Origin of the sequence: Ursidibacter arcticus (genome assembly GCF_009761375.1) — a bacterium.
Taxonomy (GTDB): domain Bacteria; phylum Pseudomonadota; class Gammaproteobacteria; order Enterobacterales; family Pasteurellaceae; genus Ursidibacter; species Ursidibacter arcticus.
Map to the genome: position 1 here is coordinate 1 of NZ_LEKM01000135.1, position 24,976 is coordinate 24,976.

22 protein-coding genes, 1 tRNA gene and 1 pseudogene are annotated in these 24,976 nt (G+C 37.6%); 14 read left to right on the forward strand and 10 right to left on the reverse strand.

From position 1 onward, the window contains the following. Positions 1 to 101: pseudogene (locus A1D25_RS11260) on the reverse strand (IS1/IS1595 family N-terminal zinc-binding domain-containing protein); the annotation flags it as partial. A 194-nt stretch (positions 102 to 295) separates the two neighbouring features. Continuing rightward, positions 296 to 700, reverse strand: coding sequence for a Z-ring associated ZapG family protein (locus A1D25_RS05390; RefSeq protein WP_157394673.1), 405 nt, complete (start codon positions 698 to 700; stop codon positions 296 to 298). 295 nt (positions 701 to 995) lie between these two features. On the opposite strand from A1D25_RS05390, the gene rplM reads away from it, so the two are divergent. From rplM to nrdB, 4 genes are all read left to right on the forward strand, one after another. Beyond that, entirely contained in the window at positions 996 to 1,424 is a 429-nt protein-coding gene (rplM, locus tag A1D25_RS05395) for a 50S ribosomal protein L13 (RefSeq protein ID WP_157394674.1), read from the forward strand. Between the two features lie 15 nt (positions 1,425 to 1,439). After that, positions 1,440 to 1,835 carry a 30S ribosomal protein S9 gene (gene rpsI, locus A1D25_RS05400; RefSeq protein WP_157394675.1) on the forward strand — a complete coding sequence of 132 codons (396 nt, stop codon included), beginning with the start codon at positions 1,440 to 1,442 and terminating at the stop codon, positions 1,833 to 1,835. Positions 1,836 to 2,054: 219 nt separating this feature from the next. After that, complete coding sequence (gene nrdA, locus A1D25_RS05405) at positions 2,055 to 4,322, forward strand: class 1a ribonucleoside-diphosphate reductase subunit alpha (RefSeq protein WP_157394676.1); 2,268 nt, start codon at positions 2,055 to 2,057, stop codon at positions 4,320 to 4,322. A 71-nt stretch (positions 4,323 to 4,393) separates the two neighbouring features. Further along, positions 4,394 to 5,524: a class Ia ribonucleoside-diphosphate reductase subunit beta gene (gene nrdB / locus A1D25_RS05410; RefSeq protein WP_157394677.1), complete on the forward strand. Its 1,131-nt coding sequence runs from the start codon at positions 4,394 to 4,396 to the stop codon at positions 5,522 to 5,524. 79 nt (positions 5,525 to 5,603) lie between these two features. Here nrdB and A1D25_RS05415 read toward each other — a convergent pair whose 3' ends face one another. Together A1D25_RS05415 and A1D25_RS05420 are read right to left on the reverse strand one after the other, a co-directional pair. Continuing rightward, a complete protein-coding gene (locus tag A1D25_RS05415) occupies positions 5,604 to 6,062 on the reverse strand; it encodes a YjiG family protein (RefSeq protein ID WP_157394678.1) in 459 nt (152 codons plus the stop codon). Further along, on the reverse strand, positions 6,059 to 6,697 hold the full coding sequence (locus tag A1D25_RS05420) for a nucleoside recognition domain-containing protein (protein ID WP_157394679.1): 639 nt from the start codon (positions 6,695 to 6,697) through the stop codon (positions 6,059 to 6,061). The genes A1D25_RS05415 and A1D25_RS05420 overlap by 4 nt, the downstream gene beginning before the upstream one ends. 152 nt (positions 6,698 to 6,849) lie before the next feature. Here A1D25_RS05420 and A1D25_RS05425 point away from each other — a divergent pair, with 152 nt between their 5' ends. Together A1D25_RS05425 and clpB are read left to right on the forward strand one after the other, a co-directional pair. Further along, entirely contained in the window at positions 6,850 to 7,602 is a 753-nt protein-coding gene (locus A1D25_RS05425) for a TatD family hydrolase (RefSeq protein WP_157394680.1), read from the forward strand. Between the two features lie 128 nt (positions 7,603 to 7,730). Continuing rightward, positions 7,731 to 10,304: an ATP-dependent chaperone ClpB gene (gene clpB, locus A1D25_RS05430; protein WP_157394681.1), complete on the forward strand. Its 2,574-nt coding sequence runs from the start codon at positions 7,731 to 7,733 to the stop codon at positions 10,302 to 10,304. A gap of 141 nt (positions 10,305 to 10,445) precedes the next feature. On the opposite strand, the gene A1D25_RS05435 is transcribed toward clpB, so the two are convergent. Together A1D25_RS05435 and A1D25_RS05440 are read right to left on the reverse strand one after the other, a co-directional pair. Continuing rightward, positions 10,446 to 10,988 (reverse strand): carboxymuconolactone decarboxylase family protein, encoded by a 543-nt coding sequence (locus tag A1D25_RS05435; RefSeq protein WP_157394682.1) that lies wholly within the window; start codon positions 10,986 to 10,988, stop codon positions 10,446 to 10,448. Between the two features lie 39 nt (positions 10,989 to 11,027). Then, positions 11,028 to 12,095, reverse strand: coding sequence for an acyl-CoA dehydrogenase family protein (locus A1D25_RS05440; RefSeq protein WP_157394683.1), 1,068 nt, complete (start codon positions 12,093 to 12,095; stop codon positions 11,028 to 11,030). A 208-nt stretch (positions 12,096 to 12,303) separates the two neighbouring features. On the opposite strand from A1D25_RS05440, the gene A1D25_RS05445 reads away from it, so the two are divergent. The 7 genes from A1D25_RS05445 (at position 12,304) to A1D25_RS05475 (ending at position 19,010) form a co-directional block, all read left to right on the forward strand. Further along, positions 12,304 to 13,101, forward strand: coding sequence for an ABC transporter ATP-binding protein (locus A1D25_RS05445; protein ID WP_157394684.1), 798 nt, complete (start codon positions 12,304 to 12,306; stop codon positions 13,099 to 13,101). 12 nt (positions 13,102 to 13,113) lie between these two features. After that, positions 13,114 to 14,280, forward strand: coding sequence for an ABC transporter substrate-binding protein (locus A1D25_RS05450; RefSeq protein ID WP_157394685.1), 1,167 nt, complete (start codon positions 13,114 to 13,116; stop codon positions 14,278 to 14,280). A gap of 20 nt (positions 14,281 to 14,300) precedes the next feature. Beyond that, on the forward strand, positions 14,301 to 15,044 hold the full coding sequence (locus A1D25_RS05455; RefSeq protein ID WP_157394686.1) for an ABC transporter permease: 744 nt from the start codon (positions 14,301 to 14,303) through the stop codon (positions 15,042 to 15,044). A gap of 420 nt (positions 15,045 to 15,464) precedes the next feature. Further along, the gene (locus A1D25_RS05460) at positions 15,465 to 16,844 is read left to right on the forward strand and encodes an L-serine ammonia-lyase (RefSeq protein ID WP_157394687.1); all 1,380 of its coding nucleotides are present in this window, start codon (positions 15,465 to 15,467) and stop codon (positions 16,842 to 16,844) included. 93 nt (positions 16,845 to 16,937) lie between these two features. Continuing rightward, positions 16,938 to 18,095: a radical SAM family heme chaperone HemW gene (gene hemW, locus A1D25_RS05465; RefSeq protein ID WP_157394688.1), complete on the forward strand. Its 1,158-nt coding sequence runs from the start codon at positions 16,938 to 16,940 to the stop codon at positions 18,093 to 18,095. Next, on the forward strand, positions 18,095 to 18,847 hold the full coding sequence (gene moeB, locus A1D25_RS05470) for a molybdopterin-synthase adenylyltransferase MoeB (protein ID WP_157394689.1): 753 nt from the start codon (positions 18,095 to 18,097) through the stop codon (positions 18,845 to 18,847). The genes hemW and moeB overlap by 1 nt, the downstream gene beginning before the upstream one ends. An 87-nt stretch (positions 18,848 to 18,934) precedes the next feature. Next, positions 18,935 to 19,010 (forward strand) — tRNA-Asn (locus tag A1D25_RS05475). A gap of 142 nt (positions 19,011 to 19,152) precedes the next feature. Here the strand turns inward: A1D25_RS05475 and A1D25_RS05480 are convergent. From A1D25_RS05480 to A1D25_RS05495, 4 genes are all read right to left on the reverse strand, one after another. Beyond that, positions 19,153 to 20,133, reverse strand: a complete 981-nt coding sequence (locus A1D25_RS05480; protein WP_157394690.1) for an AEC family transporter — start codon at positions 20,131 to 20,133, stop codon at positions 19,153 to 19,155. 91 nt (positions 20,134 to 20,224) lie between these two features. Further along, positions 20,225 to 21,370 carry an acetylornithine deacetylase gene (gene argE, locus A1D25_RS05485; protein WP_157394691.1) on the reverse strand — a complete coding sequence of 382 codons (1,146 nt, stop codon included), beginning with the start codon at positions 21,368 to 21,370 and terminating at the stop codon, positions 20,225 to 20,227. Beyond that, positions 21,367 to 22,131, reverse strand: coding sequence for a DUF998 domain-containing protein (locus A1D25_RS05490; RefSeq protein ID WP_157394692.1), 765 nt, complete (start codon positions 22,129 to 22,131; stop codon positions 21,367 to 21,369). The genes argE and A1D25_RS05490 overlap by 4 nt, the downstream gene beginning before the upstream one ends. Before the next feature lie 15 nt (positions 22,132 to 22,146). Next, positions 22,147 to 23,565: a basic amino acid/polyamine antiporter gene (locus A1D25_RS05495; protein WP_157394693.1), complete on the reverse strand. Its 1,419-nt coding sequence runs from the start codon at positions 23,563 to 23,565 to the stop codon at positions 22,147 to 22,149. 247 nt (positions 23,566 to 23,812) lie between these two features. Here A1D25_RS05495 and metK point away from each other — a divergent pair, with 247 nt between their 5' ends. Beyond that, on the forward strand, positions 23,813 to 24,967 hold the full coding sequence (metK, locus tag A1D25_RS05500; protein WP_157394694.1) for a methionine adenosyltransferase: 1,155 nt from the start codon (positions 23,813 to 23,815) through the stop codon (positions 24,965 to 24,967). Positions 24,968 to 24,976 lie beyond the last annotated feature (9 nt).

The following is a 24,976-nucleotide window of genomic DNA, read 5'->3' on the forward strand; positions in this document are numbered from 1 at the left end:
TTTATTTTATGTTGAAAGGTAAATGTTTTATTACAGCAATTACATTTATAACGTTGAGTGTTATTTTGTGTACCGTGCTTCTTTATATTTTGATTTTTACAAAAAGGACAAGTTTTTTATTCATTTTCAAAAAAGTGCGTTAAAGCCTTATACTATAAGCTCTTAACGCACTTTTTAGCAACCATTTTGTCCATTACACCGAAATAATCGGCGTAATGGACAAAAATGTGGGATTTTTGTCCATTACGCCTCTTTTTGAGATTATTTATATAGAAAAATTTTAGGCGACTATGAATTAATCTACCTTTGATTTTAAAATACCAGAAGACCCTTCGGAATAATCTTTTGGCTGTTCATCATCATTTGTTGATTTTTCTGTTAATTGAGATTGCTTGAAAAATTCAATTTTCTGTGTAGCTTCATCAGAAAGTAGGTTTTGAGAGCCTTTTGCTAAATGTGTGTAAAGTTTCTTATAGTCCTCTGCTAAAGTTGCGAGTAAATTCGCCGATTGTTGAAAATGTTGTTCTAGTTGCTCTTTTTGGGCATCTAATTTAGCAGTAGTTGTTTTTAACTCATTTTCTAGTTTTTGTTGTTTTTGTGCATTGGCGTTAGTCGCTTTTAGTACAACATATCCTATGATTATACCCACAATAAATGCAGCAACGATTGCTAACCAAATTTCATTTGACCATTGTTCCATAATGTACTCCTGTTTTTTGACTGAAATTATCTATTTTTATCATTTTCTTGTTTCAATGAGAAGTTAAATTCTAAAGTAATTTATGAATTTTTGAAAATAGTCGCAAATTAGATATTTTTTTATAAAATACTTCGCTTTTTCTTTAAAAGATCTGTATAATTTCGCCACCCTGTTTTTGTGTGATATTCCCATCACACAAGTTTGGTCAGAATTGACTCGAAGGGGTCGGATTCTACCGTATTAGGTAATATCTTAGGATATTGGGTTTAAACAATTTTAGATTGGTATTTAATTAATGAAAACTTTTGTAGCAAAACCAGAAACAGTTCAACGTGACTGGTATGTAGTAGATGCGACAGGTAAAACTTTAGGTCGTTTAGCTACTGAATTAGCACGCCGTCTTCGTGGTAAACACAAGGCAGAGTACACTCCACACGTAGATACAGGTGATTACATCATCGTTATCAATGCGGAAAAAGTAGCAGTAACAGGTAAAAAAGAAACTGACAAAATCTACTACTGGCACACTGGCTATGTAGGTGGTATCAAAGATGCTACTTTCAAAGAAATGATTGCTCGTCGTCCAGAAGCAGTGATTGAAATTGCGGTTAAAGGTATGTTGCCAAAAGGCCCATTAGGTCGTGCAATGTTCCGTAAATTAAAAGTGTATGCAGGTGCTGAGCACAATCACGCTGCACAACAACCTCAAGTTTTAGATATCTAATCACGGAGCATAAAAATGACAGCAGCAAATCAAAACTACGGCACAGGTCGCCGCAAAAGCTCTTCAGCTCGTGTATTTATCAAACCGGGCAGTGGTAACATTACTATTAACCAACGTTCTTTAGAAGTTTACTTCGGCCGTGAAACTGCTCGTATGGTGGTTCGTCAGCCGTTAGAATTAGTTGAGTTAACTGATAAATTAGACCTATACATCACAGTTAAAGGTGGTGGTATTTCTGGTCAAGCGGGTGCAATCCGTCACGGTATCACTCGTGCGTTAATGGAATACGATGAAACTTTACGCCCAGCACTTCGTGCAGCTGGCTTCGTTACTCGTGATGCTCGTCGCGTTGAACGTAAAAAAGTGGGTTTACACAAAGCACGTCGTCGTCCACAATACTCAAAACGTTAATTTTCGTTTTTCGAGCAAAGGCAGGAATTTTCCTGCCTTTTTCTTTTTAAAAATACTTAGAATTGAATGGGTTATTAGATGTCAATTAAATTGACAAAATTTTCTATTTGAAATTTTTACTGAATAACATTATCTTGTGTCTCGTTACTCAGGGGAATACTATATATAGTGCCTGATGAGTGACTAATGTTAATTTATAATCTACATAGGAGACATCAGATGACTGATACGCTAATGGTGACTAAACGTGATGGACGTTTAGAGCCAATTAATTTAGATAAGATCCACCGTGTCATAACTTGGGCAGCAGAAGGATTAGAAAATGTATCTGTTTCACAAGTTGAATTACGATCACATATTCAATTTTATGACGGTATTAAAACATCAGATATTCACGAGACTATTATAAAAGCCGCAGCCGATCTGATTTCTCAAGAATCCCCCGATTATCAATATTTAGCCGCACGTTTGGCAATATTTCATTTACGCAAAAAAGCCTATTCCAGATTTGAACCGCCGCATTTATATGAACAAGTAAAAAAAATGGTTCGCTGTGGGAAATATGATCCTAGTTTATTGACAGAATATAGTCGTGAAGAGCTTGATAAAATAGATACTTTTATCGATCATAATCGAGATTTAAATTTTTCTTATGCGGCAGTCAATCAATTACAAGGAAAATATCTAATACAAAATCGAGTATCAGGCGAGATTTACGAAAGCCCTCAATTTCTCTATATCTTGATTGCAACTTGTTTATTTAGTACTTACCCGAAAGAAACTCGCCTAGACTATATTCAACGATTTTACAACGCAATTTCAACATTCAAGATTTCATTGCCGACTCCAATTATGGCTGGTGTACGCACTCCAACCAGACAATTTAGCTCCTGCGTATTGATTGAGTGTGGCGATAGTTTAAATTCCATCAATGCCACAGCATCTGCGATTGTTAAATATGTTTCCCAACGAGCGGGTATCGGCATCAATGCGGGGGCTATTCGAGCATTAGGCAGTCCAATTCGTAATGGTGAAGCATTTCATACGGGCTGTATTCCATTTTATAAATTATTTCAAGCAGCGGTAAAATCTTGTTCTCAAGGTGGGGTTCGGGGTGGTGCTGCGACCGTTTTTTACCCCATTTGGCATTTGGAAGTGGAAAGCCTACTAGTGTTGAAAAATAATCGTGGGGTAGAAGATAATCGTGTTCGCCATATGGATTACGGTGTTCAACTGAACAAGCTAATGTATCAACGTTTAATTAAGGGTGAAAATATTACCCTATTCAGCCCGTCTGATGTGCCTAAACTATATGATGCTTTTTTTGCTGATCAAAACTTATTTGAACAGTTATATATTCAATACGAACAAGATCCCACTATTCGTAAGCAAACCGTAAAAGCAACAGAGCTATTTTCCTTATTGATGCAAGAACGTGCATCAACAGGGCGAATTTATATCCAAAATGTCGATCACTGTAATACTCATTCTCCTTTTATAGCCAGCCTTGCGCCTATCAAGCAATCTAATTTATGTTTAGAAATTGCTTTACCGACTAAACCACTTAATGATGACAATGCGGATGAAGGGGAAATCGCACTCTGCACCTTATCTGCATTTAATTTGGGTGCTTTAAAGCACTTAGATGAATTGGAAGAACTCGCTGATTTAGCCGTACGAGCCTTAGATGCCTTACTGGATTATCAAGATTACCCGTTAAAAGAAGCTGAAATAAGCTCAATTAAAAGACGATCGTTAGGTATTGGAGTGATTAACTTTGCCTACTATTTAGCTAAAAATGGTGTGAAATATTCCGATGGTAGTGCAAATAATCTCACTCATCGTACATTTGAAGCTATTCAATACTATCTATTAAAAGCCTCAAATCAGTTAGCCAAAGAGCAAGGGGCTTGTGAATATTTTAATCAAACCACTTATTCACAAGGTATTTTGCCAATTGATACTTATAAATCAGATATAGACACTTTGACCACAGAACCGCTACATTATGATTGGGAACAGCTAAGAACAGATATTCTGCAGTATGGTTTACGAAATTCAACATTGACCGCCTTAATGCCATCAGAAACTTCATCACAAATTTCCAATGCAACTAACGGTATTGAACCTCCACGAGGATATGTCAGCATTAAAGCATCAAAAGATGGCATATTACGCCAAGTTGTTCCTGAATATGAAAGGTTATCCAACCAATATGAGCTATTATGGGATATTCCAAATAACAACGGTTATTTGCAACTGGTCGGCATAATGCAAAAGTTTGTCGATCAAGCTATTTCAACGAATACTAATTATGATCCTACTCGTTTTCCTGATGGAAAAGTGCCAATGAAGAGTTTGCTTAATGATCTATTGATTGCCTATAAATATGGCTTAAAGACGCTTTATTATCAAAATACCCGAGATGGTGCGGACGATGCACAAGATAACATCACAAATTGTGACAGCGGGGCTTGTCGTATTTAGATACAAGCGGGCAGATTTGCCTGATTTTTTGCATAGGCAATCAATAAAACAATATCAATAAGGATCACACTATGGCATATACCACTTTTTCTCAGCATAAAAATAACCAACTTGAAGAACCGATGTTTTTTGGACAAAACGTTAATGTTGCACGTTATGATCAGCAAAAATATGAAATTTTTGAAAAACTCATTGAAAAACAGCTCTCATTTTTCTGGCGACCTGAAGAGATTGATGTTTCCCAAGATCGTATTGACTACCAAGGTTTACCTGAACACGAAAAACATATTTTTATCAGTAATTTAAAATATCAAACATTGCTCGACTCAATTCAAGGGCGGGGGCCTAATGCAGTTTTATTACCAATTTGCTCAATTCCAGAACTCGAAACGTGGATTGAAACTTGGTCTTTTAGTGAAACTATCCACTCCCGATCTTATACTCACATTATCCGAAATATTGTTAATGATCCATCTATCATTTTTGATGATATTGTTGAAAATGAAGAGATCCAAAAAAGAGCAAGGGATATTTCAACCTACTACGATGAATTAGTTTTAGATGCACAACTCTACCAAATTTTTGGCGAAGGCGAATTCAATATAGACGGTCAAAAAAGACAAGTTACGCTATATGAGCTGAAACGAAAATTATATCTTTGTATGCAATCTATCAACGCTTTAGAAGCGATACGTTTTTATGTTTCTTTTGCTTGTTCATTCGCATTTGCAGAACGAAAATTGATGGAGGGTAATGCTAAAATTATTAAGTTTATTGCTCGAGATGAAGCCTTGCACTTAACAGGTACACAGCACATACTAAATTTAATGGCGTATGGCAAAGATGACGATGATTTTATGCGGATAGCACAAGAGTGTCGTGAACAATCTTTCCAACTTTTTATGGACGTAGTGCAACAAGAAAAAGAGTGGGCGAAATATCTCTTTAAAGATGGCTCAATGATGGGGTTAAATGAAACGATTCTTTGCCAATATGTTGAATATATCGCCAATATTCGAATGAATGCGATCGGTTTAGGTACGCCATTTCCAACTAAAAGTAATCCAATTCCTTGGATCAATGCTTGGCTTGTATCCGATAATGTACAGGTTGCACCGCAAGAGGTCGAGGTTAGCTCTTATCTTGTAGGGCAAATTGATGCAAATATCAATGTAGAAGATTTTGATGACTTTAAATTGTAAATATATAAGTATTATAGACTTGTATTAAACGTAAAAATAAAACGGCTTAACTCCGTAAAAAGAGCCAAGCCGTTTTAAATTAAATAACAAAACGCATTACTAACATTGCTAGGTAGGCATTGATAATACAGATACCAAATAAGATTAAATAATGCTTACCTGGCACACCTAATACGCCTAGTATTCTGCCCATATACTGAACAGTTGAACCCACTAATGCCATTCCAGGAATTAAAATCGCAATATGTTGTGCATTCAAAACACCTTCTTGGACTAACGCAACTAGCACACCAGCTGCACCACCCCAACTAAGAAATGCCGCTAGGAATACTGCAATAGATTCGCCTGGTAAGCCGAGTGGAACCATAATAAAGCCCAAATATTCGCCAAATATTTTTAATAAACCCGAAGTATTTAGCATATAAATGATGACGAATGCCATCAAAACATTTGGAACAGTACTATTGATTGCGATATTCCAACCTTTTTTCGCACCATCAATAAAAATATCAGTGATTAATTTATTTTGGCTACTCATACTTCCACCTCGTCATCTTTCACAAATTTTTTGACATATAAACGCATTAAGTTTGCCCCAACAATTTTAAAGACAAAAATAATTCCCAAGCACATCGCAATCGAAACTGGTGCTGTTGTGCCTGCTTTATCGCTCACTAATAATAATGGTGCGAATGATGATAAGAAGTTGGTTAATAACGCTCCTGCACTAAATTGGAATGCTGCAAAAATGAGCAATTCTTTATAGGTAATTTTCCCTTCATTACGCAAGAATTTTGTAGTTGAACTACCTGCATCAGTACTTTGTGTACTGGCAATTAAAGAGATAGAACAAGAACCTGGAATACCCATTACTGGTTTTAAGATAGGACTAAGCCATTTTGAAGCGGCTGCTAATGCTCCGTAATGTTCAAAAATAGCGACAAACCCTAATGCAAGCATTACACTTGGGATAAGTGAAAGAGCGAAGATAAATCCACCTTTTGCACTTGTTCCCCCAGCTGTTTTAAACCACTCTGGGAATTGTCCTGTTAATTTGCCGAAGTCAAATATTCCACCGAAAATATCCTTCGCAAATCCACCAAAGAAAATAATGGCACATAGTAGTGATATTGTGCCGACAATCAGTTTTTTGACAGTGATATTGTCTTCCATACAGCCTCCGTTATGTAGTATGTTGAGCTGATTATACTGAGATGATTTTTAGAAAAATGTGATATAAATCAAAAATTTGAAAAGAAGTCTTAGAACAAATACGAATTAAATTTATACTAATTATTACTTATTTTTAGAATGTAATTTGAACAATGTTTGACGGACATATTCACTTAGATCAATTTTCAGATGAACACATTACTCAGATTTGTTCCAATCCAAATTTACAAGGATTTATTGCTGTTGCAACTAATTTAGAGAGTAGCCAACGCTTGTTATCTTTGAAGAAATATTTTCCACATATCTATTGCTGTGCAGGTTTTCACCCTGAACAAGATCTACCGACTGAAAATGAACAAAATCGCTTATTTGACTGGATTGCAAAAAATCATCAATATCTAACCGCTTGTGGAGAAGTGGGGCTGCCTTATTATCACAAGCAAGAGCAACCCAGTTTAGATTATCAGCCCTATATTGATCTATTTGAACAGTTTATTCAGTTAAGTAAGCGGTATGATTTACCGCTAAATTTGCATATTGTATATGATGATACGGATATTGCTTTATCCTTACTGAGCAAATATCAAGTGAAGAAAGCTCATTTTCATTGGTTCAAAGCCAGTGATGAAATGTTAAATGAACTTTTGCATACGCCTTATTACGTTAGTGTAACTCCCGATATTTTATATAACCCCAAAACACAAAAGGTGGTAAAGCAATTTCCCCTTTCTCGCCTAATGATTGAAACTGATGCCCCTTGGCAACATCAAGGTTTTGAGCCAATTGAGATTGAAAAACAGCTTAGGGCAGTTATTGAGCAAATTGCAAGATTAAAAAACTTATCTATTTTTTCTGTTATTAATCAAATAAGATATAATTTGATGGATTTTTATTCACTTAAATAACTTATTGTGATCTTCTTCACATTTTTACTTGAAATTAACTTGACAATCCCAATTTACTGTTTTGTCAAGCGAGAGTTCAATCTCTCAATGTCAGAATGTTAAACAACAGAAGAATTTTAAGGAAAAATATGAATATTGATAAATTTACCAGTAAATTTCAATCAGCGATTGCAGATGCACAATCTATCGCAGTTGGAAAAGATAATGCTTACATTGAACCTGCACATTTATTGTTAGCATTACTAAAACAAAATGATGGTTCGGTTGCTCCATTATTTAGTACATTAAATGTTGCACCCGCTAAATTAACTCAAGAATTGGAAATGATTATTCAGCGTCTTCCTCAAGTGGAAGGTACGAATATCCAGCCTTCGCAGCAGCTTTTCCGCTTATTAAATCAGTGCGATAAATTATCTCAGCAATTTGGAGATAGTTTTGTATCATCAGAATTATTTGTCTTAGCTGCTTTAGATGATAATGGTGAAGTAGGCAAACTACTCAAACAATATGGATTAACCAAAGAAAAAATTAGTGCAGCAATAAAACAAATTCGTGGGGGAGAAAACGTGAATAGTCAAAATGCAGAAGAAACCCGTCAGGCATTACAAAAATACACAATTGATTTAACAGAAAGAGCAAGAAGTGGCAAATTAGATCCCGTTATCGGACGTGATGAAGAAATTCGCCGAGCTGTTCAAGTCTTACAACGCCGTACCAAAAATAACCCTGTATTGATTGGTGAGCCAGGGGTGGGTAAAACAGCGATTGTAGAAGGTTTGGCACAACGTATTGTGAATAATGAAGTCCCTGAAGGCTTAAAAAATAAACGAGTTCTCTCATTAGATATGGGAGCATTGATTGCAGGGGCAAAATATCGTGGTGAGTTTGAAGAGCGTTTAAAAGCAGTATTAAATGAATTAGCCAAAGAAGAAGGGCAAGTTATTCTCTTTATTGATGAAATTCATACAATGGTTGGTGCAGGAAAAACCGATGGTGCAATGGACGCAGGCAATTTACTCAAGCCTTCTCTTGCTCGTGGGGAATTACACTGTGTTGGTGCGACAACACTTGATGAATATCGTCAATATATTGAGAAAGATGCTGCTCTTGAACGCCGTTTCCAAAAAGTGTTGGTTGATGAGCCAACAGTGGAAGATACCATCGCTATCTTGCGTGGATTAAAAGAACGCTATGAACTTCATCATCACGTTCAAATTACTGACCCCGCAATCGTTGCTGCAGCGACACTCTCGCATCGTTATATTTCAGATCGCCAATTACCCGATAAAGCGATTGATTTAATTGATGAAGCAGCATCTAGCTTGCGTATGGAAATTGATTCTAAGCCTGAGCCACTAGATCGTTTGGAACGCCGTATTATCCAACTAAAATTGGAGCAACAAGCACTTCAAAAAGAAGATGATGAAGCAAGTCGCCAAAGACTTGCAAAATTAACCGAAGATCTCACCGCTCGAGAGCGTGAATATGCGGAATTGGAAGAAGTTTGGAAAGCAGAAAAGTCAGCTTTGTTAGGCACTCAGAATATCAAAGAGAAATTAGAAGACGCTCGTTTTAAAATGGAACAAGCTCGTCGTGAGAATAACTTTGAGAAAATGGCTGAACTTCAATATGGTGTTATTCCTGATTTGGAGAAACAGCTTGCAGAAGCACAAAAACGAGAAGATGAAAATGCGGAAAATCAATTATTAAGAACCAAAGTAACTGATGAAGAAATTGCCGAAGTTCTTTCAAAAGCAACGGGTATTCCAGTCTCTAAAATGATGGAAGGCGAAAAAGAGAAACTGCTTAGAATGGAAGAAGTTTTACATCAACGTGTAATTGGACAAGCAGAAGCGGTAGATGCGGTAGCGAATGCAATTCGCCGTAGCCGAGCTGGATTGTCTGATCCAAATCGCCCAATCGGATCGTTCCTATTCTTAGGACCAACAGGTGTGGGTAAAACGGAACTTTGTAAAACCCTTGCTAACTTCTTGTTTGATAGTGAAGATGCAATGGTGCGTATTGATATGTCAGAGTTTATGGAAAAACACAGCGTATCTCGTTTAGTTGGAGCTCCGCCAGGATATGTAGGTTATGAAGAAGGTGGATATTTAACGGAAGCAGTTCGCCGTCGCCCATACTCAGTTATTTTGCTTGATGAAGTAGAAAAAGCACACCCTGATGTATTTAACATTTTACTTCAAGTGCTTGATGATGGTCGTTTAACTGATGGACAGGGTAGAACCGTTGATTTTCGTAATACTGTTGTCATTATGACATCAAATTTAGGATCACATTTAATTCAAGAAAATGCAGAGAATATGAGCTACGATGAGATGAAAAATATCGTAATGAATGTCGTTGGGCAACATTTCCGACCAGAGTTTATTAACCGTATTGATGAAACTGTTGTATTCCACCCACTAGATAAAGCGAATATTCGTGCAATTGCTCGAATTCAATTACAACGCTTAATTAAACGTATGGCAGAACGTGGTTATAACGTTACCGTAACAGATGCCGCAGTTGATCATATTGGTAATGCAGGCTTTGATCCACTCTTTGGAGCAAGACCGCTTAAACGAGCTATTCAACAAGAAGTGGAAAACTCACTTGCACAGCAAATTCTATCAGGTAAATTGCTACCGAATAAAGATGTTGTGGTTGATTGCCAAAATGGACAAATTATTGCGGTGCAGTAATTGATTATTTAACAAATAATATTCAGCAAGTAATGTATTGGCATAGTAGACAAATATTTTTACTTGCTGATTTTCAATTTATATAAATCAAACAGGATCTGCTGTTTGATATTATGACATAGTAGACAACCAATAAGTTAATTACGCATACGGCTGTAATTCTGGATTGATAGGCGTATCTGCGAGGTTATTTGCATAGTTACACAAGCTCGCTAAACTCACGCCAAGTACAACATCTAACGCATTTTGTTGCGTGTAACCTGCCGCTAAAAACTCATTGAGTAATGTTTCACCCACTTTACCTTTAGTGTTGATTACCGCAAGGGTAAATTTTGCTAGTGTGTTTAGTTTTGGATCGCTAATTTCAGTGGTATTGCGTAGTGCTTGTAATAACTCATCAGGCATTTTGATCTGCTTAATAGAAATTGCGGTATGCCCTGCCACACAGAAACCACAACCGTTAGTCACTGCTGCAGTAATTTGTACCACTTCTCGCTCTGTTGGGGTTAAGCTATTGCGTTGATTGATTGCCCCAACGGTGCGGTAAGTTTCTAATGCCGTAGGTGCATTTGCAAGTACGCCAATTAAATTTGGAATATATCCGTTATTTTGTTGCACCGCTTTTAACGCCTCTTTTGCTGCTTCTGGTGCTGTTTCAATAGTGTGAATTTGAAATTTAGACATTCTGACCTCTATATAAAATGAAAATGTAAAAAATAAAGATTAACTTACCGCTTGTAAAATCGTTTTAAGCTGTAAAGCACTAGGCGTTACGACTGGTAGGAACGCCCCTTCTCGCCAACGGCGAATAAAGTCGCTACCACCATTGCGTAAATATCCTCTTCCGCCTGATGCTTGTAATTCTAACAGTAAACTTTGTGCAACAACATCAACAATATCAATACGAATTTGAAATAATGCTTTCGGATTTTCAATAAAATAATGTGCTTGATTTAACCCTTCCGCTAGCTGTGTTTGTAATGCGGTGAGTTTTTTTCGTTGAGCTTGCCATTCTGGTTCCAATACAGAGCGATTACCCGATAAGGATTTTTCTACTTCAGCTAAGGCTTTTTCAGCTAAACCGAATGCCATTCCACATTGTAAACCTAAAAATGCAGGGCGGATCTGAGCTAAATATTGCGAAGCATTATAGTCTAAAATCCAATCTGGGTTGAGTGGTACATTATCTAGCACAACACCTACTGTATTACTGCCTTGTAAAGCAACTAATTGTAGCTCTGCTGTGCGAGTTACTCCCTCAGCATTATAAGGTAATGCTAATACCACAGGGGGATTAGATCCATCGGCATATTCCGCCGCAAAAATGGTAACAAAACCTTTTTGGCTTAAATTCGTTACCCAAGGTAAACGCCCTTGTAAATAGCACTTTCCATCTTTTTCAACAATTTTGACTTGCAATTCTTCAATGCCTGTTAGGAATTTTACGGCATTTGATAAACCTGTACCGCCCGATAATTTCCCTGCCAGTAGATCGGCTAAGTAGGTTTCTCTTGGTATGCTATTTTGGCTTGTAATTAAATTTTGGATAAGGGTTCTATGTCCCCAAGTAATAAATGCAGCGGTTAAGGAATGATTTGCAATTTCTTGAATAGATTCAACTGCTTGTTGTACCGTTCCGCCTACGCCACCAAATTCTTCTGGCACACCAATTTTAAAAATACCTTGTTGTGCGACACGAGAAAATAACTCATCGGCATATTGATTAGATTGGTCTAGCTCATTTGCGTGTGCATCTAGCCATTGCACAAAATCAGCAGATAATAATGACATCTTAACTCCCAATGTTATAACTTTTAACTAGTTGAAATAGTAATGTTTTTCTTAAACACCACAAATAACCAAAGTTATTTCTATATTCCTAATTGATATAAGATTTTTTATTCCAAATTAGCATATAACAGAATTTGAGATTCTTTCCTTATTTGTCCGTTATTCCTTAATGTAACCATTATTTGATATTCATTGAGATAAACAACCTGTGTTAAAAGTAACTGATATTGCTCTCGGCTATGTAAAACAGAACCAATTCAATACCATTTTGGAAAAGGTTTCTTTTGAAGTTGCTCAAGGAGAACTAACTTGCTTGCTAGGCTCTAGTGGTGTAGGAAAATCCTCACTACTACGGGTACTTGCTGGTTTAGATAAAGCCAAACAAGGCTCTATTACTCTGTTTGATCAGCAAATTGAGCAACCTAATGCGGAAATTGGTTTCGTATTTCAATCGCCCTCTCTGCTTCCTTGGCTAAATGTAAAACAAAATGTTGCCTTTGGATTAGATTTCGCCTGTCGTGAAAAGCTGTCTAAAGGTGAAATTCAACAACGAGTTGAACAAGCCATTGAGGAAGTCGGTTTAAAAGAAGCCAGTAATGCAATGCCACACGAACTTTCAGGGGGAATGGCACAACGAGTTAATTTAGCTAGAGCGATCGCTCGTAAACCTAAGTTGATTTTATTAGATGAGCCTTTTTCTGCACTTGATCCTGTAATTCGTGAGCAAATGCAACAAATGCTACACGAGATTGTGCGTCATCATAATACGACTGCGGTGATGATTACTCACGATATAGATGAAGCCTTAATTGTTGCGGATAACATTCTATTGTTAGGAAAAAATAACCAACAACCAGCTCATATTATTGGACGATGGCAAATTGTCAGTGAATTTCCACGAGATAACCTATTGTTATTAAATGATATTCGTCTTGATATTTTGCAGACTTTACAAGCAAGCCAACAACAGCATAAACAACATAATAGCCTTGAATACCTTATTTAACAGGAGTTTTAAATGTACACCAACCGTAGAGATTTTTTAAAATTATTAAGTTTATTTACCGTAGCAGGCAGTGCCCCGTTATTACAAGCTCAAGAAAATAAACGAGCAATTGATAGTAACGCACCATTACGCATTGGCTATTTACCAATTACCGATGCAACGCCATTATTAGTTGCTCACGCAAAAGGTCTATTTGAAAAGCAAGGCATTGCGGTTGAAAAACCTGTTATGTTTCGTAGCTGGGCTCAATTAGTAGAAGCCTTTTTAAGTGGAAATGTGAATGTTGTTCATCTACTTTCTCCAATGAGTTTATGGGCAAAATATGGCTCAAATGCACCTGTTAAAGTCGTGATGTGGAATCACTTAGCAGGCTCGGCATTGACTGTTCGCCCTGATATTAACAGCGTTGCGGAATTAGGTGGAAAAACGGTTGCGATTCCATTTTGGTATTCCATTCATAACATTGTGTTACAGCAATTATTAAGGGCAAATAATCTTTCTGTTACCGAAAAAGAACCTCAAGCAAATGAAGTTAAATTAACGGTAATGCCACCTTCTGATATGGTTGCAGCACTTGCAAGCGGTAATATTGCTGGCTTTATTGTGGCAGAACCATTCAATGCACTGGCTGAAGCGAAGAATGTTGGTAAAGTGTTGCGTTTTAGTGGCGATGTTTGGCGTAATCACGCTTGTTGCTTAACACTTATGCACGAACAAGATGTGAATGAGCGTCCTGAATGGGTGCAGAAAGTTGTTAATGCTTTAACAGAAGCCCAAGTCTTTACCTTAAATGATCGTTTAGAAACCGCTAAAATTCTTTCTCGTGGCAACGGCTATACTCCGCACGATCAGAAAGTATTAGAAGCAGTGCTTGCACCAACAGAACAACAATGGGCAAACTACATCAAAACTGGTGCAATTCAGCACCCTGAATGGCACCAAGAGCGTATTGGTTTCCAACCGTATCCTTTTGATTCTTATATGGAAAAATTGGTAGAAGTGCTGAAAGAAACACATATCTCAGGCAATAATGCTTTCTTAGCTAAACTTGATCCGAGCCAAGTTGCTAGAGATCTAAATGCTCCACAATTCGTGAAGAAAGCCGTAGAGCAAGGTGGTTGGTTAGAAACCTTTAACTTACAAAATGGTTGGACTCGTGTAGAAGAAATTGCGATTTAATCGGTTTGATAAGGATAATTATGAAACAAAAATACCTATTGGGAGCGGGTGGATTGCTCTCATTATTTGCAATTTGGCAAGGGGGAGCATTGCTACTAGCAAAAAGTGTGCCGATTGCGACTAATCTTGCTCCCCAAGCAACATTTGAAAGCCTTTGGTGGTTATTTTCATCAGGCGAAATTATTCCGCACATTACGGCAAGTTTACGGCGAATTGCTGTGGGCTTAGGCACTGCATTACTCGTTGGCGTGCCTCTTGGACTTGCGTTAGGATTTTCTAAAAAATTAGAAATGTGGTGTACGCCATCTTTTCAATTATTACGAATGATCTCTCCGCTTTCGTGGATGCCAATTGTGGTAATGCTACTCGGCGTAGGGGATTTACCCGTTTATTTCTTACTGGCTTTTGCATCGGTATGGTCTTTAATTATTTCGACTACGGCTGGCGTGAAAAGCATTGATCCACAATGGCTGTTACTTAGTCGTTCAATGGCAGCCTCTAAAACAGAAACCTTATGTAAAATCGTTGTACCTGCGATTGGTAGCCACGTTTTAACAGGATTAAGAGTTTCAATGGGGATTGCTTGGGTCGTATTAGTACCTTGTGAGATGCTTGGGGTAAATGAAGGGTTAGGCTATTTCATACTTGATACAAGAGATCGCCTTGCTTATTCAGAATTGATGGCTGCTGTTGTAATTATTGGGCTAATTGGTTGGGGGTTAGATAGTTTATTACGCTTTGCTCTCGCTAAAGGGGGGAAATGATTACGGACGCCACGCTGGCGTCCCTGATATACATTCACTAGAGATATTTTCGAGAAACTTGGAATTTTATCTCTAATATACTGACATTCCTATCTATACCGTTATATCAAATTATTTTCATATGATTATATATAAAATAATGTTATTAATTGGTTATCAGTTAATTCACTAGAAAAGCAGACTTTTGCCTAATCATATTTTTCTCTATTTTAAATTGTGGTTTTTATGTAAAAAAGGCTATTATTTGCCAAGTTTTATATTTATATAATTTACAAAAGATCTGGAGGAACGATGAAACTCATCTTACTACACCATCAAGTTACTGCACCATCAAGTTACTGCACCATCAAGCTATATTCTGTACGGTTTCTTTTAAATTTTATAGAATAGCCAATTTTATTAGCGTTAAGTGTGGACAAAATGATAAGTGTATTTGATATGTTTAAAGTGGGAGTTGGGCCTTCTAGCTCTCATACAGTCGGGCCTATGAAAGCTGCAAAAGAGTTTGTTGATTGCCTAATTGATTGCAAACTTTTAGCGAAAACAGACCGCTTACAAGCAGATGTTTATGGCTCACTGGCATTAACTGGACGTGGGCATAGCACTGATACGGCAATTATTATGGGGTTGATGGGGTATCTTCCTGATAATGTTGAGATTGATTGTATTGAAGATGTCATTAGTCAGCTTAAAGAACAGAAAATATTACGAGTAGCGGAAGCTCAAGTAGAGCATCAAAAACTGATTTCATTTGATTTCTTTGCGGATATGCCGTTTCACTATGATTTCTTACCACGCCACGAAAATGGAATGAGCTTTAAGGCTTTCTCTCAAGGTAAGCTATTATTAGAGAAAACCTATTATTCCATCGGTGGTGGTTTTATTGTGTCTGATGAGAATTTTGATAGTGCTAAACAAAATAATGTTACAGTTCCTTTTCCTTATCAAAATGCAACAGATCTGCTCACTCACTGTAAACAGCAAGGTTTACCTTTATCATCACTGGTCTGGAAAAATGAGCTGGCTTTACGTTCTAAACAGGAAATTAGCGACTATTTGTTAAAAGTTTGGCAGACAATGGACGCTTGCATTCAGCGAGGTTTACATACTGAAGGTTTATTACCAGGACCACTTAAAGTTGTTCGCCGAGCTGCTGCATTACGCCGAACCCTTGAAGCGACAGGGAAACTCAATAATGATCCTATGCAAATTATTGATTGGGTCAATTTATTTGCATTAGCTGTTAATGAAGAAAATGCAGCAGGGGGACGAGTGGTTACTGCACCAACAAATGGGGCTTGTGGCATTGTGCCAGCGGTATTGGCATATTACCGTAAATTTGTTGGCGAGCTGAACCAAGAAACGTTGGAACGCTATTTTCTAACCGCAAGTGTGATTGGCTCTTTGTATAAAATGAATGCATCTATTTCAGGAGCAGAAGTTGGTTGTCAAGGTGAAGTTGGTGTTGCTTGTTCAATGGCTGCAGCAGGGCTTGCTGAGATAATGGGCGGTACACCTGATCAAGTATGTAGTGCGGCAGAAATTGGAATGGAACATAATTTAGGTTTAACTTGCGACCCTGTTGGTGGGCAAGTGCAAGTGCCTTGTATTGAACGTAATGCCATTGCATCAGTAAAAGCAATCAATGCTTGTCGAATGGCATTAAGGCTTACTTCTCAACCTCGAGTTACCTTAGATAAAGTTATCGAGACAATGTATGAAACAGGGAAAGATATGAATGCCAAATACCGTGAAACATCAACAGGTGGGCTTGCAATCAAAATCGTGCCTTGTGACTAGCTAGTAATAAATCAAAAGCAAATAGACAATCAAAAGGCGACAAGGGATAATGTCGCCATTTTTATGCGTATCTAACCCTATTTATTTAATAACGTGAAATTAACTTTACCCCCATTAAGTCTTTATATTCATATTCCTTGGTGTGTGCAGAAATGCCCTTATTGCGATTTCAATTCTCACGCCCAAAAAGGCATTATTCCTGAAACAGAATATATCCAACATTTATTATTGGATTTAGAGCAAGATTTGGTTCGTTATCGACAAGAGATCTGCGATCGTAAAATTCACTCTATTTTTATTGGGGGTGGTACGCCTAGTCTATTTTCTGCACAAGGGATTAGCCATTTATTAGCAGAAATCCGTAAACGTATTGATTTTGAACCGAATATTGAAATCACGTTAGAGGCAAACCCTGGTACAGCCGAAGCGGAGCGTTTTATTGGTTATGCTCAAGGTGGGGTAAACCGTATCTCAATGGGTATTCAAAGTTTTGAGCCTGAAAAATTATTAAAACTAGGACGTATTCACGATAGCCAAGAGGCCAAACAAGCGGTTAGATTTGCACAAAATTCTGCAAATTTTGGATTGCGTAGTTTTAATGTCGATTTAATGCACGGATTACCTAATCAGTCAGTGGCTCAAGCATTAGATGATCTTCATCAAGCTATCGATCTTGCTCCGCCACATCTCTCGTGGTATCAATTAACGATTGAGCCAAATACGATGTTTTATTATCGCCAGCCGACTTTACCCGATGATGATGAATTATGGGATATTTTTGAGCAAGGGCATCAGTTATTAAGTCAGGCAGGTTATGTTCAATATGAAACGTCTGCTTATGCAAAACAGGGTTTTCAATGCCAGCATAATTTAAACTATTGGCGATTTGGTGATTATTTAGCGATTGGCTGTGGGGCTCACGGTAAAATCAGTTATACAACAGGCGAGATTTATCGTTTTAGTAAAACAAAACACCCAAAAGGCTATATGCGTGGCGAGTACTTGTATCAACAAGAGCAAATTGAATTGGCAGATCGCCCTTTTGAGTTTTTTATGAACCGTTTTCGTTTATTAGAGCCAACTCCAAAATCAGAATTTGAAGCCTATACAGGTTTGAATGTGGTTGACGTCGCAACAACAATGCAATGGGCGTTAGACAAAAACTATTTAGTCGAGACCGCAGACACTTGGCAAATTACGCAGCAGGGCAAGTTATTTTTAAATGAATTATTAGAGGGATTTTTAACTTAATGGAACTGACAGACCACGAGATATTACGTTATAACCGTCAAATTAGTTTAAAAAGTGTGGATTTTGACGGGCAAGAGCGTTTAAAAGCTAGCCGAGTATTGCTTGTTGGGCTTGGTGGATTGGGCTGTGCGGCATCACAATATTTAGCGAGTGCAGGGGTTGGACATTTAACGTTAGTTGATTTTGATCGTGTTTCTTTATCTAATTTACAACGTCAAATTTTACATACAGATGCCACGATCGATGAGTTTAAAGTCATATCCGCCAAACAACGATTAGCACAAATTAACCCGAATATTGAGATTGAAACTGTTGCAGAAAAACTAAATGATGAACAATGGCAAGCATTGATTGCTCACTATGATGTTGTAGTAGATTGTACAGATAATGTAGAAGTTCGTAATCAGCTTAATTTGCAATGTTTTCAGCAAAAACGACCGCTTGTTTCTGGTTCTGCAATTCGTTTTGAAGGGCAGATTTCTGTTTTTCGCTATCAAAAGGAGGAACCTTGCTATCAATGTTTAAGCCAATTATTCGGACAAAATATATTGAGTTGTGTTGAAGCTGGGGTCATTGCACCTATTGTGGGTATAATTGGAAGTCTGCAAGCACTTGAAACGATTAAAGTTTTGTTAGATATTGGCTCAACCTTATCGGGTAAATTATTAATGATAGATGGTTTGAATTTTGCAGTAAGAGAGATGAAACTACCAAAGCAAGAAAGTTGTCCTGTTTGTTGTAAAGATCATTAATTTTTTCAATAAAATTAAAGAATTGCAAAGATAGGTTATGTCGTTTGACGACCTTTGCTATTTCGCCTATTATTCACAGCGATTAGTTCCTCTTTAGTTCAGTCGGTAGAACGGCGGACTGTTAATCCGTATGTCGCTGGTTCAAGTCCAGCAAGAGGAGCCAACTAATTTCCTCCTTTAGTTTTTTTACTTTTGATCCTGTTTTATTTGTCTCCTTTTATAAAACAGAAATTCAAACCTCCAGAATAAGATCAAAAGCTTTGCCCTCAGAAATGAGGGCTTTTTTTATCCATTCTTTTTACTGATTATATCCACTGTAACTGTTTTAAAATAAAGATACCTATGCTAGATGTAAACATATAGCCTAACATCGTTACTGCAATAATGTTGGCTGTTGTGGTTGCGTCGCCACCAAAATTTCTGACCATTGCATAGCTTGCTGCTGCAACAGGGGTTGAGGACATTAAGAAGAGAATACCTAAAGACATTGGATCTAAATCCAAAATGAATTTCCCAATAAAAATGGTAAGAAGGGGAGATACAATTAGTCGCCCAAAGCTTGCCCACCATACAATGCTATTTACTTGAGTTTGGCTTTCTTGGTTGTTTTTGAACCGTTTTAGTTGTTTAAAATCAAGGCTTGCACCTGCACAGATTAGTGCGATGGGGAGAGCAATATTAGCAAGATAATCTCCTGTGCGTAAAATAGAACTCGGTAACGGAATATCAAATTTACTCACAATTAGCCCAAGTACAATACCGATAATAAGAGGGTTAGTCATTAACGACTTTGCCATTCTAGGTAGGCTAAGTTTCCCAACACTGAGCGAATTGGTTAGGGTAATCACGGCAAGGACATTAAACAGTAGTGTGATACAAGCAGTATAAACAGATGCAGGGGCGGTTGCCATTGCTCCGTAGGCGTTGATACAAAGTGCCAAGCCTAGAATACCTGAGTTCCCACGAAAAATACCTTGCACAAAAATCCCCCGATAAGATTTATCACGAATATACCGTATCGCAAGCCATTCACTACTAAAGTAGATAATAAAAGTGCTGAGAAACCCTGCCCCAACTAACCAAATTTGGCTACTGTAATCCGCAGGTTGTTTGACAATGTTGATAAATAATAGGGCAGGCAGAGCAATATTAAATACGAGTTTGGACGCAACTTGGCAGAAGTGGTCGTCTAACATTCTACGTCGCCGTAAGATAATACCTAGTAATAACATTAAAATGGTAGGTAAGGTAACGCTTAAACTAAATTGCAGAGATTGTAAAAACATAGTTTCTCCTTGTAAGCGGTGAGTTTTAATACAAATTTTGCAACTCTCAAGAGATTGTAAATTTTTACCTTAAACTAGCCGCTTATCTGCGTTATAAGCAAAAATGGTTGATTAACTTCGTTAATAATTTTTGCGTTGGTTCGATAAATTCTGCGGATAAAAATTCATCTGGCTGATGAGCTTGTTCGATTGCTCCTGGGCCTAGTACTAATGTTGGACAGAGCTGTTGAATAAAAGGGGCTTCCGTACAGTAATTTACTGCATCGCATTGCTCGCCTAATAATCTTTCTACAACTTGTACAATTTGGGCAGAATGGTCACATTCATAGCCTGCAATCCCTGCGTGTAAATGGCGGATTTCAATACGATCTCCCCATTTTTCAATGAGCGGTGCAAGGTTTTCAGTCAATAATCCTTGTAGATCTTTAATCGCTAGGGCAGGTAAAGGACGTAGCTCTACTTGTAATTCACAGCAAGCACAAATACGATTAAGGGCATCACCTCCCTGAATATTGCCAAAATTCATTGTAGGATAAGGCACTTTGAATAACTCATTACGATATTGCTGTTGTAGCTGATTGCGTAGCCCAATTAAACGTCCTGTCACTTCGTGCATAATTTCAATGGCATTGATGCCATTTGCAGGATCGCTTGAATGTCCTGATTTACCAATAACTCGAATAGCTTCGGCTAAATGACCTTTATGGGCTCGAATAGGTTTTAGCGAAGTCGGTTCACCTATGATGGCACAATCAGGGCGAATATGAGCGTGTTGGGCAAAGGTTCTTGCACCTAGCATTGTCGTTTCTTCATCGGCAGTGGCTAAAATACGCAGTGGTTTGGTTAATTGTGTAAGGTCAATTTGGCTGACCGCTTCTACCACAAATGCAAAAAAGCCTTTCATATCTGCTGAGCCAAGCCCATAGAATTTGCCATTTTTTTCAGTCAGTGTGAATGGATCAATCGTCCAACGTCCTTCATCAAACGGAACGGTATCGGTATGCCCTGCAAGGAGTAATCCCCCTTCGCCTTCGCCATAAGTTGCTAACAAATTATATTTTTGACGACTGCCTTCTACGGCAATAATCTCTGTTTTAAAGCCAAAATCAGCTAACCAAGTGGCGAGTAATTCAATAAGAGGTTTATTAGATATATCGTATTTTTCTTCTAAGCTACTAATAGTTGGAATGGCAACTAGTTGGCGATAGCGTTCAATAAAGGGGATTTTTGTCGTCATTTTTTCACCTGTCTTAAAATAGCAAATCCGAGAGCGACTTCCCACAACATAATGGTAGTAACGCTTACTCTTTCTAATAAAGCTAAATAGGGTAGAGAGAAAAATAATGTGGTTAAAATAGCAGCTATACCAATTATTCCTGTAATAATACTGAAATTTTTAAATGAACGATGTAAGCGAGATTTGATGCCAAATCCTATCAGTAACATTGCAATGTTTCCACATAGAAAAGTAAGCGATCCACCCAAATTCTGTACGCTGGTTTCGATATATTTACCACTTTGAGTGGAGTAAAGAATAACCATTCCGCAACTAAACAAGAGAGCCAATAAGCCACTAATGAGACGAAAGCGTTGGGTGATACGAGTAACACCAAGTAGATAAATAAAGAAAAAGAGATAGCCTTGTATAAAGAAAGACGCTCTCATCGCGAATGATAATGGTGAATTAACCGTAACATTATTATCAATGATTGTGCCATTTGGTAAGCTAAGTTCAAATGCAGTATGATGAAAATAAGCTGCCAAAGATACGTCACTAAATAAAATTGCCATCAATTCGGTGAAAAGATAATAAAGCCCGATAAATACCGATAAAACAGCAACAAACTTTATTGATAGTGATTGAGTTTGGCGTACACAAGGGTACATCAAGAAAGGGTAAAATTTGATCACAAAAGATCCATTTGTGAAATAGTCTTCAATTTTTTGGTATTTTTCACCTAGTTGGTGAGCAAGCTCTTTAATTTTTTCCGATTTCATTATCAATCCGTTTTTTTATGACCAATTCATATTGGTAACACTGTAATAGACAGACACGATAAACAGTAAGCTGATCGCACATAATAAGACTTTTTCGTAGCGGTTAAGTGTAAATACTTTACTTTGATGATGCTGATAGCGAGAGTAGAGAAATACCGCTATTCCTGGCATATACAGTAGTACAGAGAGAAGTAAATAGTCTAAACCTGCAGCATAAACAATCCATAAGGCATAAAGTGAAGAAATTAACCCTGTTAATTTAATATACCAAGCAGCAGATTGCTTTATGGCTGTTTTAAAGAGATAAGCACTTACCAAGAAATAAGGAACTAAAATCATCGCCGTTGATATTTGGATCAAAGCGTTATATCCCTTGCCTGTGAATAGCACCAATAGCAAACTAATTTGAATGGTAATATTGGTAAGCCATAGTCCTCCAATAGGTGTGCCATTTTGATTGGTTTTATTCAATGCTTGTGGGAAGTTATGGCTTTTTGCTGCTTGGTAAGGAATTTCTGATGAAAACATTGTCCAGCTCATATAAGACGCTAACACAGAAATAATTAAGCAAAATGTAATGATGATCTTACCGCTTGCACCAATTAAATGCTCTAAGATCCCCGCCATAGATGGATTTGGCATTTGGGCAATGACTTCTCTTGGTAAAATCCCTAATGAAAATACTGTGATAGCAACGTAGAGTACTAGTGTGATTAAGATACCTAATAAAGTGGCTAACCCAACATCACTCTTTTTCTTAGCGTGTGCTGATAGGATTGATGCTCCTTCTACACCGACAAAAACCCAAAGTGTAATCAGCATTGTGCCTTTTACTTGTTCTAATAAGGGTTGTTGTAAACTTGCACCATCAAAATCGTGAGCAAATTGAGTAGGGGAGAAGTACCAAATTGTTAAGCCAATGAATAAAAAGAGTGGTAACGTTTTTACAATGGTCGCAATTAAATTAACCGATGCAGCTTCTTTAATGCCCCGAGCAATCAGCAAATGGACAAGCCAAACAATAGTAGATGCTCCTAAAATAGCCGCTACGGTATTCCCTTTGCCGAATAGTGATAAACTAGGCGTATCAACAAAAGTACCAATACCTTCAAAAGCAACGACTAAATAACCAACGCTGCCGATAGCTGTACAGAGCCAATACCCCCAAGCCGCAAGGCTACCGACTAAATCACCAAAACCTTCACGAGCATAGGTATAAACTCCACCATCTAACTCAGGTTTAAGCCGAGAGAGAAAGAAGAAAGAAAGTCCGAGAAAAATAATTCCCACCCCAGTGATGAGCCAGCCGATCAATAATGCTTCTGCTCCCGCAACTTCTGCCATATTTTGCGGTAGGCTAAAAATACCAGAGCCGATCATTGAGCTTAATACTAGAGCGGTGAGTGAAAATAGTCCAATTTTACCTTTAGACATAAAAAACCTTTGAAATAATAATTTGTGTGAGATTTTACCCTATAACGCCAATATTCTAAATCGCTAAACGGAATTTGATGAGAAAAACTATTTGTCATTCATTTCTAAAAAATATATTATAGACGTCTAGACGGAAAAACATCTAAAAAATTTGGTGCAAGCGGTCAGATAGTCTCAATGTTTTGCAAAAAATGCTGAAATCTGACCGCTTGTTTATAAAAATGGTTAAATTTAAATAGGATAAAAAATGGCTATCAATTTATTTACATCAGAATCGGTCTCAGAAGGACACCCAGATAAAATCGCAGATCAAATTTCAGATGCGGTTTTAGATGAAATTTTAAAACAAGATCCAAAAGCGCGTGTTGCTTGTGAAACGTATGTAAAAACAGGTATGGCTCTCGTTGGTGGTGAAATTACTACATCTGCGTGGGTTGATATTGAAAATTTAACTCGCCAAGTAATCTGTGATATTGGTTATACTCATTCCGATATGGGTTTTGATGCTCACTCTTGTGCGGTATTAAACGCTATTGGGAAACAATCACCAGATATTAACCAAGGTGTTGATCGTGCAAGCCCACTAGAGCAAGGTGCAGGCGACCAAGGTATTATGTTTGGTTACGCAACTAACGAAACAGATGTGCTAATGCCAGCCCCGATTACTTATGCTCATCGCTTAATGGAACAACAAGCAAAAGTGCGTAAAAGTGGTAAATTAGATTGGTTACGCCCAGATGCAAAAAGCCAATTAACCTTTATTTACGAAGATAACAAAATCAAAGGGATTGACGCTGTTGTTCTATCTACGCAGCACGCAGAACACGTTTCACAAAAAGACGTGTTTGAAGGAGTGATGGAAGAAATTATTAAACCAGTATTGCCAAGCGAATGGTTAAGCCAAGATACAAAATACTTTATTAACCCAACAGGTCGCTTTGTAATTGGTGGACCAATGGGGGACTGTGGTTTAACAGGACGTAAAATTATTGTGGATACTTACGGCGGTGCAGCTCGTCACGGAGGCGGTGCATTCTCAGGTAAAGATCCATCAAAAGTGGATCGTTCGGCGGCTTATGCTGCTCGTTATGTGGCTAAAAATATTGTAGCAGCAGGTTTAGCAGATCGTTGTGAAATCCAACTCTCTTATGCTATCGGTATTGCAGAGCCAACATCAATAATGGTAGAAACTTTTGGAACAGGTAAAGTCAGCAATGAAGTATTGGTAAAATTAGTTCGTCAATTCTTTGATTTACGCCCTTATGGTTTAATCCAAATGCTTGATTTAATTCGTCCAATTTATCGTGAAACCGCAGCCTATGGACACTTCGGTCGCGAGCATTTCCCTTGGGAAAAAACAGATAAAGCGGCTGAATTAAGAGAAGCAGCAGGATTGAAATAAATATCTATA